Source organism: Pseudarthrobacter sp. S3 (assembly GCF_050156905.1).
Lineage (GTDB): Bacteria > Actinomycetota > Actinomycetes > Actinomycetales > Micrococcaceae > Arthrobacter.
In genome coordinates, this window is sequence record NZ_CP189583.1 from 2,056,434 (window position 1) to 2,070,477 (window position 14,044).

A 14,044-nucleotide genomic window follows, 5' to 3' on the forward strand; every position below is an offset into this window, starting at 1 on the left:
AATGGGGCGGTGAACTAATGAGTAGCCTATCTATGTGGATGATCTCTTCGCCCAAGGGCATGGCAATGACGACGACGACAGTGACGAACCGCCGTCGTCCGGCCGTACCGCCGCGCCGCGCAGTCCTTTGGCCGTCCGGATGCGGCCACGCACGCTCGATGACGTGGTCGGCCAGCAGCACCTGCTGGGGCAGGGATCGCCGTTGCGGCAACTGGCGGCCGGCACCGACGCCCTGGGCCCCGCAGGCCCCAGCTCCCTGATCCTCTGGGGACCTCCCGGGACCGGGAAAACCACCCTGGCCCATGTGATCGCCAAGGGCAAGGGGCGGAAGTTCGTGGAGTTGTCGGCCATCACGGCGGGCGTCAAGGACGTTCGGCGGGTCATGGACGAAGCCCTCACAGCGCGGGATCTGTACAAAACCACCACGGTGCTTTTCCTCGACGAGATCCACCGCTTCAACAAGGCACAGCAGGATGCCCTGCTGCCCGGCGTGGAGAACCGCTGGGTGGTGCTCGTGGCGGCAACCACCGAAAACCCGTCCTTTTCGGTGGTTTCGCCGCTGCTGTCCCGTTCCCTCCTGCTCACCCTGAAACCACTGACGGAGGCGGACATCGAAGGGCTCCTGCAACGCGCCGTGTCCGACGATCGCGGCCTGAACGGGAAAGTGGAGCTCAGCTCCGAGGCCCTGGCCCACCTCGTCAGGCTCGCCGGCGGCGATGCGCGCCGTGCATTGACGGCACTAGAAGCCGCGGCGGGAGTGGCATTCGGGGATGCGGACGACGCAGGTGCCGACTCGCTGGTCACCGTCGAGCTCAAGCACACCGAACGTGCCCTGGATGTGGCCGCCGTGCGGTATGACCGCGCCGGGGACCAGCACTATGACGTCGCCAGCGCCTTCATCAAATCCGTCCGCGGGTCCGACGTGGACGCCGCACTGCACTACCTCGCCAGGATGCTGGAGGCTGGAGAGGACCCGAGGTTCATCGCCCGCCGCATCGTGATTTCGGCGGCGGAGGACGTGGGAATGGCGGACCCCACGGCGCTGCAGACGGCCGTTGCCGCCGCCCAGGCGGTGCAGCTGATCGGCATGCCCGAAGGGCGGATCGTCCTGGCCGAGGCCGTGGTGCACCTGGCCACCGCGCCGAAATCCAATGCCGCATATATGGGAATCAACAAGGCCGTCGCGGATGTCCGTGCCGGCCTGGGCAACGGGATCCCGGCGCACCTGCGTGATGCGCACTACCCGGGCTCCAAGCAGCTGGGCCACGGGCTCGGCTACAAGTACGCCCACGATGCCCCCCATTCGGTGGCCAGCCAGCAGTACCCGCCGGATGACCTGGTGGGACGCGACTACTACGAGCCGACCGGCAACGGTGCGGAACGGGACATTGCCGTGCGCCTCGAACGGCTGCGGAAGATCATCCGCGGCACCTGACCGGCGCCGGCCGTGGAGGGACCCGGGCAGTGATGCCCCGGGAGTCATGCGGGGAGCGGCGGCCGGAGTGTGGGATTGCAGTCGAATCCTGCTAAGATTGTTCGTTGTCTGGCAAGGCGCGGACGCAATCTCCCCATCCTTCAGTATTTTGTGCTGTTTCGTTGGGGTAGCCCTGTGCCCAGTAGCAAAAGGCAGCGGTTGGCCGATGCTCTCCATTATGGAGGCCAGTAACACTGACACACCGCAGATATTGGAAGGACACAAGTGGCTAACAACACTCGTGCTCGCCGTACAGCACGCCTCTCGCGTGCACTCGGCATTGCTCTGACCCCCAAGGCCGCCAAGTACATGGAGCGCCGCCCGTACGGCCCCGGTGAGCATGGCCGTGCCCGCAAGAAGCAGGACTCCGACTACGCCGTACGTCTGCGCGAAAAGCAGCGTCTGCGCGCCCAGTACGGCATCCGCGAAGCCCAGATGACCCGCGCCTTCGAAGAAGCCCGCCGCACCAAGGGCCTGACCGGTGAAAACCTGATCGAACTGCTCGAAATGCGTCTTGACGCCCTCGTGCTGCGTGCCGGCTTCGCCCGCACCATCGCCCAGGCCCGCCAGCTCGTTGTGCACCGCCACATCATGGTTGACGGCATCCGCGTTGACCGCCCGTCCTTCCGCGTCAGCGAAGGCCAGCTTGTCCACGTGCACACCCGCAGCGAAACCATGGTTCCGCTCCAGGTTGCAGCAGCCGGCGCACACCGCGACGTCCTGCCCCAGGTTCCGGCCTACCTGGACGTCAAGCTTGACGCCCTGCAGGCCCGCCTGGTCCGTCGCCCGAAGCGCTCCGAGGTTCCCGTAACCTGCGAAGAGCAGCTCGTCGTCGAATTCTACGCACGCTAAATCCCAGCAGCGTATCCAAAGAAGCCCGTGGCAAGCGCCACGGGCTTCTTTGTATGTAAGGTACTTGGGGGACATCTGCGGAACGCATCAAGGCAGCGTGCGCGGAGGTAAAAAATCCACGTCAGTTTCAAGGAGTTGAACGTCTATGTCTGGTGGCGATATTGCCGGCTTGATCGCGGCCGGGGTGTTCGCACTCCTGGTGCTGCTGCTCGCCGTACCCATCCTGAAGCTCGGCAGTGTGCTGGAAGAAATACGGACGTCCATCCGGTCCCTCAGCGATGGCGCGACGCCCCTGATGGACGAAGTCACCGCGACGGTCTCCACCACCAACCAGCAGCTCAAAAAAGTGGATGGCATCGCCTCCAACGTTTCGGATGCTTCGGCAAACCTTTCGGCGCTGTCATCACTCGTTGCAGCGACCGTAGGTTCACCGCTGATCAAAGTGTCGGCTTTCAGCTACGGCGTGCGCTCGGCCCTCGCCAACCGCAAGAAGCCCGCCCCCGGCCGCCGTAGCCGCTAAGCCACCGGAGAACTGAAATGAAACGATTTGTCTGGATGGGAATCGGCGTGGCTATCGGTGTCATCGCTTTCCGCAAGATCAGCGAAGCCCAGTCCAACGTGGGGCCAGAAGGCCTGAACCGCGCCGTGGGCCGGCTGGCCGACGGCGTGTACGACTTCGCCGATGCCGTGCGTGCCGGAATGCACGAACGCGAGACGGACCTCCGGGCCGCCCTCGGGATCGACTCCCCGGCCGTCCCATCGCGGGATGCAGCCCGCCGCTGAACGCACGGGAAAAACGCGCGAGAATTAAACCAGCAGCCGCCGCTTGCCGGCACTGCCGTCTGAATCAATAAGTCATGCGTGGCACACGCGTGAACCGAGAAGGGTATGTAATCAGCTCATGAAGTCGCAGGAGATCACAAAGCGCTGGGTGGACTTTTTTGTCAGCAAAGGGCACACCGCGGTTCCCTCCGCCTCGCTGGTCTCCAGCGACCCCTCCCTCCTGTTCACCGTGGCCGGCATGGTCCCGTTCATCCCTTACCTGACTGCCCGTGAAGAGGCCCCTTTCGACCGGGCCGCCAGCGTTCAGAAGTGCATCCGCACCGGCGACATCGAAGAGGTGGGCAAAACCGCCCGCCACGGCACCTTCTTCCAGATGTGCGGCAACTTCTCCTTCGGCGATTACTTCAAGGAAGACGCGATCAAGTACGCCTGGGAGCTGCTCACCAAGAGCGTGGACGACGGCGGCTACGGCCTTCCGCCGGAACTGCTGTGGGTGACGGTTTACGAAGAGGACGACGAAGCCAAGGAGCTGTGGCTGACACACACCGGCGTTCCGTCCGAGCGCATCCAGCGCATGGGCAAGGCCGACAACTACTGGCACACCGGCCAGCCGGGCCCGGCAGGCCCCTGCTCGGAGATCTACTACGACCGGGGCCCTGCCTACGGCGTCGAGGGCGGTCCCATCGCCGACGAAAACCGCTACGTTGAAATCTGGAACCTGGTGTTCATGCAGTACCAGATCGACAACGTCCGCTCCAAGGACGACTTCGACGTCGTCGGCGAGCTGCCCAAAAAGAACATCGACACCGGCCTCGGCATGGAGCGCCTTGCGATGATCCTGCAGGGCGTCGAGAACATGTACGAGACCGACCAGGTCCGGCCTGTGATCGACAGGGCCGCCGAGCTGTCCGGCCGGGAGTACACCTCGGCCGAAACACCCGAGGATCCGCACCACACGGACGACGTCCGCATGCGCGTTGTGGGTGACCACATCCGTTCGGCCCTGATGCTGATCGCCGACGGCGTGACCCCGTCCAACGAGGGCCGCGGCTACGTCCTGCGCCGCCTGATCCGCCGCGCCGTGCGTTCCATGCGCCTGCTCGGCGTCGAAAAAGCGTGCCTGCCGGACCTGCTCCCCGCCTCACGCGATGCCATGAAGGGCGTCTACCCCATCGTGGCGACCGATTTTGACCGCATCAGCCGGATCGCCTATGCCGAAGAGCGGGCCTTCCTGCGCACCATCGCTTCAGGTACCGCACGCCTCGAAGACGCCGTGACGGAGTCCAAGGCCGCCGGCACGCCGCTGTCCGGCGCTGACGCCTTCGCCCTGCACGACACCTATGGCTTCCCCATCGACCTCACGCTGGAGATGGCAGAGGAAGCCGGTCTCAAGGTCGATGAGCCGGAATTCCGACGCCTCATGCTCGAGCAGCGCCACCGTGCCCAGGCCGATGCCAAGGGCAAAAAGGGCGGCCACGCCGATCTCAGCGCCTTCCAGGAGTTGCTGGCGCAGGGCGAGACTGTTTTCACCGGTTACACGGAGCTGGATGGCGAGTCCCGGGTCCGGGGCATCCTCAGCCGCGGCCAGAACGTGGGGCACGCCGCCACCGGCGACGAGATTGAACTCGTCCTGGCGGAGACCCCGTTCTACGCTGAGGCAGGCGGCCAGTCGGCTGACACCGGCCTCATCACCGGTGAGGGATTCGTCGTCGAAGTCCTGGACGTCCAACGCCCCATCAAGGGGCTGAGCGTCCACAAGGCAGTCGTCCGCGAAGGCGAGATCGGCTCCGACTCCCTGGTCCGCGCAGCCGTGGACCGCGAGCGGCGCCACGCGGCCGAGCAGGCCCACACCGGTACGCACATTGTGCACGCCGCCCTGCACCAGGTCCTCGGCCCCGAAGCAACCCAGCGCGGTTCCTACAACAAGGCCGGCTACCTGCGCTTCGACTTCGCCTGGGGCGAAGGCCTCAGCACCGCCGCGCGTTCGGAAATAGAGGAAGTCTCCAACCTCGCCATCCGCAACAACTTCCGCGTGGAGACCAAGGTCATGGGCCTGGCAGAGGCCAAGGCGCTGGGCGCCATGGCGCTCTTCGGCGAAAACTACGGCAGTGAAGTCCGTGTTGTGGAGATCGACGGCGCGTGGTCCCGGGAACTCTGCGGCGGCACGCACGTGGCAAACACGTCGCTGATCGGCAGCCTGTCGTTGCTCGGCGAGCAGTCAGTCGGTTCAGGCAACCGCCGGGTTGAGGCTTTCGTGGGCATGGATGCGTTCCGCCATCTGGCCGCTGAGCGCGCCCTGGTGACTGAACTGACCGAGATGCTCAAAGTGCCGTCCGGCCAGCTCGCCGACAGGATCGCCAGCACGCTGATCAAGCTCAAGGCCACGGAGAAGGAACTCGAGCGCCTGCGTAAGGAACAAATCGCCGCGGCGGCCGGAAACCTCGTGGGTACAGCACGGGACGCAGCCGGCATCCGGGTCATCGCACACGACGCCGGCCAGATCGGCGGGGCAGACGACATCCGCAACCTCGCCCTCGACCTGCGCAACCGCCTCGGTTCGGGAGCCTCCACCGTGGCAGTGGCCGGTGTCAGCAATGACCGGCCCATGATTCTTGTGGCCACCAACGAGGCAGCCCGGGAAGCCGGTGTGAAGGCCGGTGCCCTGGTCCGGATCGCGGCCGGAATCCTCGGCGGCGGTGGCGGCGGCAAGGACGACGTTGCCCAGGGTGGCGGCACGGACGCCGCCAAGATCGCACCGGCGCTGGCCGCCGTTGTGGACGCCATCTCCCGGCGCTAGGGAAACTGTGACAGAATCCGTTGGCGCCGCCGTCTATCCCCAGGGCATCAAACTGGGGGTAGACGTCGGCACCGTGCGCGTGGGTGTCGCCATCTGCGACCCGGACGAAATCCTCGCCACTCCCCACAAGACCCTGGACCGCAACGTCAAGAAGAATTCCGACGTGCGTGTCATCGTGTCGCTTGCTGTAGAGCTCGGCGCCGTCCAGGTCTTCGTGGGGCTGCCACGCACCATGAAGGGCGAGGAACACGCCTCTGCCAGGATGGCCACCGTCTACGCCGAACTGCTGGTTGCGGAGTTCGTTGCCCGCGAAATGGATGTTTCCGTCAACCTGGTGGACGAGCGCCTGAGCAGTGTCACGGCGCACCGTAACCTGCACGAAGCTGGCATGAGCAGCCGGAACCACCGTAAAGTGGTGGATCAGGTCGCGGCGGCAGGCATCCTCCAGCACGCCATCGACATGCAAAAAGCCAGGGGAACGGACGTTGGCCGCCGTGTGACTGCGCCGCCCCGTACTCGGCCATCCGGAGCAGGCTCGGCGGTTCAGCCCGACCATGCGGCCCCTGAAGGCACGACCCGATCCCAGAACACGGAAGGCTACAGTGAGCCCGTCCAATAACGACGACGCCTCAGGCGCCACGAGCAACGATGGGGCCAGACCGCTGACCCGAAAAGAGCTCCGCGCCCTGGAGAAGCACACGGGAAGCAGCGATGTGGTTCCCGAACAGGCCTACGAAACGGGGCAGGATGCGCCTGCACCTGCCACGGTTTCCGGTCCCGACGCTGCACCCGCTCCTGAGCCTGCCTCCGTACGCGAGCCAGCCCCCGAGCCCCAGCCGGAACCGGTCCACGCACCCGATGCTGAGCTGCAGCCGATTATTCCCTCAGCTCCGGATGAGCCGCCGTCCATCCAGGACGCCGTGCCGATCGCAGACCACCATCCGGATGACGCCCAGGTCCAGGAGTACCACCCCGAAGACCAACACCTTTACGAAGCGCACGACGCCGGGCACCACTACCCCGACGAAGCGCTCCATGACGCCGGACACCACTACCCGGACGAAGAACACCACGATGCAGGCCACCTTGATGATCACCATGTCGATGACCACTATCCAGATGATCACTATGCCGGCTCCGGCCTGTTCGCCGGCGCAGCCGCGGGTTCCGTAGTGGCGAAGCCCTCCAAGAAGGTGCGGCGCCGCCGCCGCCTCCTGGCACTGTTCCTGACTCTTGTGGTGTTCGTGGCAGCGATCGCCGTGGGCGCGCAGTTCCTGAAGCCCCTGCTGGGAAACGACAAAGCGGCAGGTTACCCCGGCCCAGGCACGGGCGAAGTCATGGTTTCGGTCCAGCCAGGTGAAGGTACGCGCTCCGTGGCCACCAAACTGGAAAGCGGGAAAGTCGTAGCCAACGCTGACACTTTCCTGCAGGCATTTGCTTCTTCCGGCGGAACGCTGTCGCCTGGGGACTACAAATTCAAGATGGAAATGAAGAACTCCGACGCCGTCAGCGTCCTGCTCGGCACCGACAAGAGCAAGGTCATCTACTTCGCCTTGAGTGCTGGTCTCAGGGTCGGCGAATCGCTTCAGGCCATCTCCGAGGGCTCCGGTGTGTCGCTGCAGCAACTGAAGGAGCTCAGCAACGCTCCCGCACAGTTTGGGCTCCCGGCCAACGCCAAAAACCTTGAGGGTTACCTCGCACCGGGGGAGTACCGCTTCCCGCTTGGCACTCCGGCCAAGGACATCCTCCAGTCGCTGGTCAAAGTAACCACGGATGAAATTGTGGCACAGGGCATCACCGATCCGGCGAAGCAGTATGAAGCCGTGATCGTGGCGAGCATTGTCCAGGCCGAAGGCGGACAGGCTGAGTACGGCGACGTTGCCGGGGCCATCTACAACCGCCTCAAACCGAATGACCAGACCTCCGGATTTCTGCAGGTGGATTCGGCTGTGACGTACGGGCTGGGCACCAAGAGCTTCAATTTCACCGATGAAGAGCGCAAGGACAAATCCAACCTCTACAACACATACGCCAACCCGGGCCTGCCGCCGGGCCCCATCGGCTCCCCGGGCAAAACCGCCATCGATGCAGCGGCAAGGCCCAAAACCAACGACTACCTGTACTGGGTAACCATCAACCTGGACACGAAGGAGACAAAGTTCTCCAAGACGCTCGACGAACACAACCGCTACGTTGAGCAATACAACACCTGGTGTACGGCCAACGTGGGCCGCTGCGCATGAGTCTCCGGGCCGCCGTCCTGGGCCATCCGATCGGCCACTCCAAGTCCCCGGCCCTGCATCTTGCGGCCTACGGCAAACTCGGGATGGACATCGGCTACACGGCCCTGGACCTGACCGAGCAGGCGCTGCCCGCCTTTATGGAACAGGTCAGGACGCAGCAGGGCTGGCGGGGGCTCTCAGTCACCATGCCCCTGAAATCGGGCATGGTTGCCGAAGTGGACGAAGTCCGCGGCGTGGCACGGACCCTGGGCGTGGTCAACACCGTTGCCTTCGAGGAAGACCTCGGCTCCGTCAGGCGTATCGGTTACAACACCGACGTCGCCGGTATCGTCAACGCTGTCCTGAACGCCGGAGTGGCGGCCAGCCCCGCCGCCGTGGTCCTGGGCGGAGGGGGAACGGCCGCAGCCGCAGTGGCCGCGCTGAAGGATCTGGGGACGCAGCACGCCCAGGTGTTCGTCCGGGATACCTCCCGGGCAGGGGAAGCACGCGCCGCCGCGGCCGGAGTAGGCCTTTCCATCGTCGTCCGGCCGCTGACCGAAGCCGCCGTTCCGACCGCAAGTGCCGACGTCGTAATTTCCACTCTCCCGCCGCGCGCAGCGGACGGGCTGGCGGCGGAAATCGCCGCCTTGGGAACGGGAACACCCGGGGTTCTCCTGGACGTGGCCTATGATCCGTGGCCCAGCGAGATTGCGTCGGCGTGGCAGTCCGGCGGCGGCGCGGTGGTGCCCGGACTCGAGATGTTGATGTACCAGGCGGTGGAACAGGTACGCCTGTTCACCGGCCGCGGTGATGACGTGAATGCAGCTGTCATAGATGTGATGTGTGACGCAGTCGGCCTTCCCCGACGGGCGTTCTGACCGCCATACGTGGCAGGATGGAAATTATGTTGCGTTGGTTGACTGCCGGTGAATCCCATGGTCCGGCCCTGATGGGAATTATTGAAGGCGTCCCCGCCGGTGTTGAACTCACCAGCGGGCAGATCGCCGATTCATTGGCACGCCGCCGCCTTGGTTACGGCCGGGGCGCACGGATGAAGTTCGAGCAGGACGTCGTGACCATTCTCGGCGGCGTCCGCCACGGCCTGACCCAGGGCGGTCCGGTGGCCGTCCAGGTCGCCAACACCGAATGGCCTAAGTGGGAGCAGATCATGGCTGCCGATCCGGTGGATCCGGAAGTCTTGGCGGACCAGGCCCGCAACGCTCCGCTGACCCGGCCCAGGCCGGGCCACGCAGACTTCACCGGGATGCAGAAGTACGGGTTCACCGAGGCCAGGCCCGTTCTGGAACGCGCCAGCGCCCGGGAGACCGCCACACGGGTCGCCATGGGCACCGTGGCGTCCCAGTTCCTCAAAGCGCTCGGCATCGAACTGGTCAGCCACACAGTCTCCATTGCCAGCGTGACCGTACCGGAGGGCCGCCCGCTGCCCGTTCCGGCCAACGTGATTGCGCTCGACGCGGATCCTTTGCGCTGCTTTGACCGCGAGACCTCTGACGCCATGGTTGCCGAGGTTGACGCCGCCCACAAAGAAGGCGAAACCCTGGGCGGTGTGGTGGAAGTCCTCGCTTATGGGCTCCCGCCGGGGCTGGGCAGCTACGTCCACTGGGACCGCAGGCTGGACTCCCGGCTCGCCGCCGCCCTGATGGGCATCCAGGCCATCAAGGGCGTGGAAGTCGGCGACGGGTTTCTGACAGCTGCGCGCCGCGGCTCCGCAGCCCACGACGAAATCGTCAAGGACGCGGACGGCAAGATTATCCGTACCAGCAACCGGGCAGGTGGCATTGAAGGCGGCATGAGCATCGGCGACGTCCTGCGCGTGCGTGCAGCAATGAAGCCCATCGCCACGGTGCCCCGCGCCCTGCGCACGGTCGACGTCAGCACGGGCGAGCCTGCAAAGGCGCACCACCAGCGCTCGGACGTCTGTGCCGTGCCAGCCGCAGGTGTTGTAGCTGAGGCGATGGTGGCGCTGGTCCTGGCCGAAGCCGTCACCGAAAAGTTTGGCGGTGACTCCGTGGCGGAGACCGCCCGCAATATCAAGGGTTACCTGGACAACATTCCGGCATCCCTGGACTCGATCGGCCACTAGTGCCCGGGAGCCGTAAGGCCGGTGTGCCTGGCAACCGGCCGATTATCCTCATCGGACCCATGGCGGTGGGAAAGTCCGCAATCGGCCACGAGCTGGCCAGGCTGCTGGACGTGCCGTTTGTCGATACGGACAATCTGATCGTGGACGCCCATGGCAGTATCGCCTCCATTTTTGCAGGCCGCGGCGAGCACGCATTCCGGGAGATTGAGGCCCGGACCGTGGCCGGCGCGGTGGAACATGCAGAAGGCTCAGCCACCGTGATTTCCCTGGGCGGCGGTGCAGTGCTGGATTCCGGCACGCAGCAGCTTCTGGGCCGCTGCACTGTGGTGTACCTCGAATGTGATGAGGAAACCGTAGCCGTCCGCGTGGCCCGGAACTCGGGCCGGCCGCTGCTCGCCGGCGATGCCATGGCCCGATGGTCCGCACTCTTTCTTACCAGGAAACCCGTTTACGAACGGCTGGCCGACCTCGTGGTGGATGTCCGCCATGGCTCGGTCAGCGAGCTGGGACACCGGCTCGAAGTTGCACTGCGTGACTACGCGGCCGCCAAACAGGAAGTTGAAAATTGAGCGTTGATTCAACAGTCATCAAGGTCACCGGCGAATCCGCCGGGCAGAATTACGACGTCGTAGTTGGCCGCGGTCTGCTGGGGAACCTTCCGGCGTTGCTGGGGGAGCGGGTCCGGCGTGTGCTGGTCATCCATCCCCGTGCGCTGCGGCTCACGGGTGACACTGTCCGCGACGAACTCGCTGCAGCTGGTTTCACCTCGCTGACGGCGGAAATCCCGGACGCCGAGGAGGGCAAGCACATCCAGGTTGCTGCTTTCTGTTGGCAGGTCCTGGGCCAAAACGACTTCACGCGTTCCGACGCCATCGTGGCAGTGGGCGGCGGGGCCGTTACCGACTTGGCCGGTTTTGTGGCGGCTACCTGGCTCCGCGGCGTCAAGGTCATCCACATGCCCACCAGCCTGCTGGGTATGGTGGATGCTTCCGTGGGTGGCAAGACCGGCATCAACACCGCAGAAGGCAAGAACCTCGTGGGCTCCTTCCACCCGCCGGCCGGCGTGCTGGTGGACCTGGACACGCTGAACACGTTGCCCAGGAACGAAATCATTTCGGGCATGGCTGAAGTTATTAAATGCGGCTTCATCGCAGATCCGGCCATCCTTGACCTGATCGAAAAGGACCCTGCGGCGGCCACCGATCCCGGCTCGGACACCCTGCGGGAACTCATTGAACGCGCCATCGCGGTCAAGGCCAAAGTCGTCTCGGAAGATCTCAAGGAATCGGGGCTGCGCGAAATCCTGAACTACGGCCACACCCTGGCCCATGCCATTGAACTCGTGGAGCGGTACTCCTGGCGCCACGGCGCGGCTGTATCGGTGGGCATGATGTTCGCCGCTGAACTTGCCCGCAGCGTCGGCCGGCTCAGCGACGCCGACGCCGACCGCCACCGCAGCATCCTGGAAACCCTGGGCCTCCCCGTGACGTACCGGCGCGACCGCTGGCAGGGACTGCTGGACGGCATGCGGCTGGACAAGAAATCACGCGGGGACCTCCTGCGCTTTGTGGTTCTGGACGGGATCGCCAAACCGGGCATCCTGGATGTCCCGGACACATCCCTGCTCTTCGCGGCCTACCAGGAAATCGCGTCCTGATGCAGGGCGACGTGGCGGGCACCAGCGACTGGCCCGAGGCTGGCTTCCCCGGAGTCAGGATCAGTCCGGAGTCCCTGCTGCCGGAGATCGTCAACGAGGATGCCTGCCGCGAGGCCCTGGCGGCGTCCACGGACCCGTCGGACCACATCTTCGTCCTGATCGTGGAGGGACATGCTGCGGAGGCGGCCGAGCTGCTTGCGGAGGCCCGCTTCAAAGACCCCGAGTCCTTTCGTCTTCGCACATTCGAAGCCGACGTGCTGCGCGTCACTCACCGCACGGACCGCGCCCTTGACCTGTTCCGCCAGCTGCTCGCTGAGTTCCACGGAACTGACCGTGAAGCCGTGGTCCTGCAACACCTGGGCAAGACCCAGTACGCCGCCGGACACACGTCCGCCGCGGTGGAGGCCTTTTCCCGTGCCCTGGATCTTCGGGTCGCGCAATCGGCTGATGCCGCACAGATTTACTCGTCCGCGGTGGCGCTTCAGCGGGCGCGCGATGTACTGGATCTTGCCTGCTGACGGACCTGTTAGGTTCCGGGGCGGGTGGCCGGGAAAGACCGGACGCGAGCCGCCCTGGTTTTACCGGTAGAATGATTCTTGGATTTTTGATAAACACGCGCTGGCGGGCCGTTCGGCATGCCTGGCCGGCATAGAACGTCTGACAACTGACCAGACAGATAGAAACCAGAGGATACCAGTGGCAACCACTAACGACATCAAGAACGGAACGGTCCTTAAGCTCGAGGGCCAGCTCTGGAACATCATCGAATTCCAGCACGTCAAGCCCGGCAAAGGTGGCGCGTTTGTGCGGACCAAGATGCGGAACGTGATGTCCGGCAAAGTTGTAGACAAGACGTTCAACGCCGGCCTTAAGATCGAGACCGCCACGGTTGACCGCCGCGACTACCAGTACCTGTACCAGGACGGCGCCGACTTCGTGTTTATGGACACCTCGGACTTCGACCAGCTCACGGTCTCCGGCGCCACTGTTGGCGACGCCACCAACTTCATGCTGGAGAACCAGATGGTGAACATCGCCATCCACGAAGGCAACCCGCTGTACATTGAGCTTCCGCCCAGTGTTGTCCTGGAAATCACGTACACCGAGCCTGGCCTGCAGGGCGACCGCTCGTCCGCTGGCACCAAGCCTGCAACACTGGAAACGGGCTACGAGATCCAGGTTCCGCTGTTCGTCGAAAACAACACCAAGGTCAAAGTCGATACTCGCGACGGCAGCTACCTTGGCCGGGTCAGCGAGTAGTGAGCGCACGCGGTAAGGCCCGCAACAGGGCACTGGACGTTCTTTTCGAAGCTGAGCAGCGCTCGGTTTCCGCTTTTGATGTACTCAGGTCCCGGCGAGAACTGACTGACCAGATCGTGAACCCGTACACCCTCGAAATCGTGGAGGGCGTCGTCTCACAGCAGACCGCCATTGACGAATTCCTGGAGACCTACTCGCAGGGTTGGACCTTGGAACGTATGCCTTCGGTGGACCGTATTATCCTGCGGATCGGCACCTGGGAACTGCTGTATAACGATGACGTTCCCGATGGCGTCGCGGTCAGTGAGGCAGTAGCGCTGTCCAAGACGCTCTCAACGGATGAATCGCCGTCGTTCATTAACGGCCTCCTCGGCCGGCTGCAGCAGCTGAAGCCCTCGCTGCTCGCCTGAGCTGCTGCGGCCCTGGCCGCGAGTCCGTGCACGGCGTCATAAAGAGCCCCGACCAGGTCCGCCTGGCCGGGGCTCTTGGCTTCCCTTATGGATGGCCGGCTGACGCCCGGTGACGTGGTCAGCATTGACGGGACGGCCCGCGAATTGGACGTTTCGCCCACCCCGGTGCGCGAGTCCGTGGCGCGGCTTGAGCATACCGGGATGGTCCGGAGGCTGGCGCTGAAGAGGCTACCGTGTGGCTCCCGTTTTCATCCGAGAGGATTTTGCGGAGCTGGTGGAGGCCCGGCTGGCAATCGAACCGGTCAACGCCCGGCTGGCCTGTGAACGCATCAACCAGCGTGGCCTGGCCGAGCTCGAGTAGTCTGTCGAGGACTTGAAATCTGCACCGCGGGGGCCTTCGTTTGTCGACCATTGCCGACGCCCCGGAAAGCTGATCCCAGGCCAATGTAGGTTGCGGTAACTGGGGAGGACCCCGCCAGGTTGTG

At 64.6% G+C, this 14,044-nt stretch carries 14 protein-coding genes and 1 pseudogene; all 15 read left to right on the forward strand.

Annotation, left to right across the window (positions count from 1 at the left end; all coding sequences use genetic code 11):
- Positions 1-34: 34 nt before the first annotated feature.
- A complete protein-coding gene (locus ACQCSV_RS09875; RefSeq protein ID WP_354155004.1) occupies positions 35-1,435 on the forward strand; it encodes a replication-associated recombination protein A in 1,401 nt (466 codons plus the stop codon).
- Positions 1,436-1,699: 264 nt separating this feature from the next.
- Positions 1,700-2,326 (forward strand): 30S ribosomal protein S4, encoded by a 627-nt coding sequence (gene rpsD, locus ACQCSV_RS09880; protein ID WP_058932352.1) that lies wholly within the window; start codon positions 1,700-1,702, stop codon positions 2,324-2,326.
- A gap of 145 nt (positions 2,327-2,471) precedes the next feature.
- Complete coding sequence (locus tag ACQCSV_RS09885) at positions 2,472-2,846, forward strand: DUF948 domain-containing protein (RefSeq protein WP_354155005.1); 375 nt, start codon at positions 2,472-2,474, stop codon at positions 2,844-2,846.
- Positions 2,847-2,863: 17 nt separating this feature from the next.
- Positions 2,864-3,109, forward strand: coding sequence for a DUF6167 family protein (locus ACQCSV_RS09890; RefSeq protein ID WP_354155006.1), 246 nt, complete (start codon positions 2,864-2,866; stop codon positions 3,107-3,109).
- 118 nt (positions 3,110-3,227) lie between these two features.
- Complete coding sequence (gene alaS / locus ACQCSV_RS09895) at positions 3,228-5,906, forward strand: alanine--tRNA ligase (RefSeq protein ID WP_354155007.1); 2,679 nt, start codon at positions 3,228-3,230, stop codon at positions 5,904-5,906.
- Between the two features lie 7 nt (positions 5,907-5,913).
- Positions 5,914-6,525: a Holliday junction resolvase RuvX gene (gene ruvX / locus ACQCSV_RS09900; protein ID WP_354155008.1), complete on the forward strand. Its 612-nt coding sequence runs from the start codon at positions 5,914-5,916 to the stop codon at positions 6,523-6,525.
- Positions 6,509-8,149, forward strand: coding sequence for an endolytic transglycosylase MltG (gene mltG, locus ACQCSV_RS09905; protein WP_354155009.1), 1,641 nt, complete (start codon positions 6,509-6,511; stop codon positions 8,147-8,149). The genes ruvX and mltG overlap by 17 nt, the downstream gene beginning before the upstream one ends.
- Positions 8,146-9,006: a shikimate dehydrogenase gene (locus tag ACQCSV_RS09910; protein ID WP_354155055.1), complete on the forward strand. Its 861-nt coding sequence runs from the start codon at positions 8,146-8,148 to the stop codon at positions 9,004-9,006. The genes mltG and ACQCSV_RS09910 overlap by 4 nt, the downstream gene beginning before the upstream one ends.
- Before the next feature lie 26 nt (positions 9,007-9,032).
- Positions 9,033-10,232, forward strand: coding sequence for a chorismate synthase (gene aroC / locus ACQCSV_RS09915; RefSeq protein ID WP_282330671.1), 1,200 nt, complete (start codon positions 9,033-9,035; stop codon positions 10,230-10,232).
- Positions 10,232-10,801, forward strand: coding sequence for a shikimate kinase (locus ACQCSV_RS09920; protein ID WP_426938367.1), 570 nt, complete (start codon positions 10,232-10,234; stop codon positions 10,799-10,801). Before aroC ends, ACQCSV_RS09920 begins: the two co-directional genes overlap by 1 nt.
- A complete protein-coding gene (gene aroB / locus ACQCSV_RS09925; RefSeq protein WP_354155010.1) occupies positions 10,798-11,889 on the forward strand; it encodes a 3-dehydroquinate synthase in 1,092 nt (363 codons plus the stop codon). The genes ACQCSV_RS09920 and aroB overlap by 4 nt, the downstream gene beginning before the upstream one ends.
- Entirely contained in the window at positions 11,889-12,407 is a 519-nt protein-coding gene (locus ACQCSV_RS09930) for a tetratricopeptide repeat protein (RefSeq protein WP_354155011.1), read from the forward strand. Before aroB ends, ACQCSV_RS09930 begins: the two co-directional genes overlap by 1 nt.
- A gap of 178 nt (positions 12,408-12,585) precedes the next feature.
- Positions 12,586-13,149, forward strand: a complete 564-nt coding sequence (gene efp, locus ACQCSV_RS09935; RefSeq protein ID WP_056340266.1) for an elongation factor P — start codon at positions 12,586-12,588, stop codon at positions 13,147-13,149.
- Entirely contained in the window at positions 13,149-13,559 is a 411-nt protein-coding gene (gene nusB / locus ACQCSV_RS09940) for a transcription antitermination factor NusB (protein WP_056340263.1), read from the forward strand. The genes efp and nusB overlap by 1 nt, the downstream gene beginning before the upstream one ends.
- Before the next feature lie 72 nt (positions 13,560-13,631).
- Positions 13,632-13,917: pseudogene (locus ACQCSV_RS09945) on the forward strand (GntR family transcriptional regulator); the annotation flags it as partial.
- Positions 13,918-14,044 lie beyond the last annotated feature (127 nt).

Bases quoted from the DNA above. Each gene is read 5' to 3' on its own strand.
- ACQCSV_RS09885 (WP_354155005.1), top strand. From the start codon at position 2,472: ATGTCTGGTGGCGATATTGCCGGCTTGATCGCGGCCGGGGTGTTCGCA.
- ACQCSV_RS09890 (WP_354155006.1), top strand. From the start codon at position 2,864: ATGAAACGATTTGTCTGGATGGGAATCGGCGTGGCTATCGGTGTCATC.
- alaS (WP_354155007.1), top strand. From the start codon at position 3,228: ATGAAGTCGCAGGAGATCACAAAGCGCTGGGTGGACTTTTTTGTCAGC.
- ACQCSV_RS09910 (WP_354155055.1), top strand. From the start codon at position 8,146: ATGAGTCTCCGGGCCGCCGTCCTGGGCCATCCGATCGGCCACTCCAAG.
- aroC (WP_282330671.1), top strand. From the start codon at position 9,033: ATGTTGCGTTGGTTGACTGCCGGTGAATCCCATGGTCCGGCCCTGATG.
- ACQCSV_RS09930 (WP_354155011.1), top strand. From the start codon at position 11,889: ATGCAGGGCGACGTGGCGGGCACCAGCGACTGGCCCGAGGCTGGCTTC.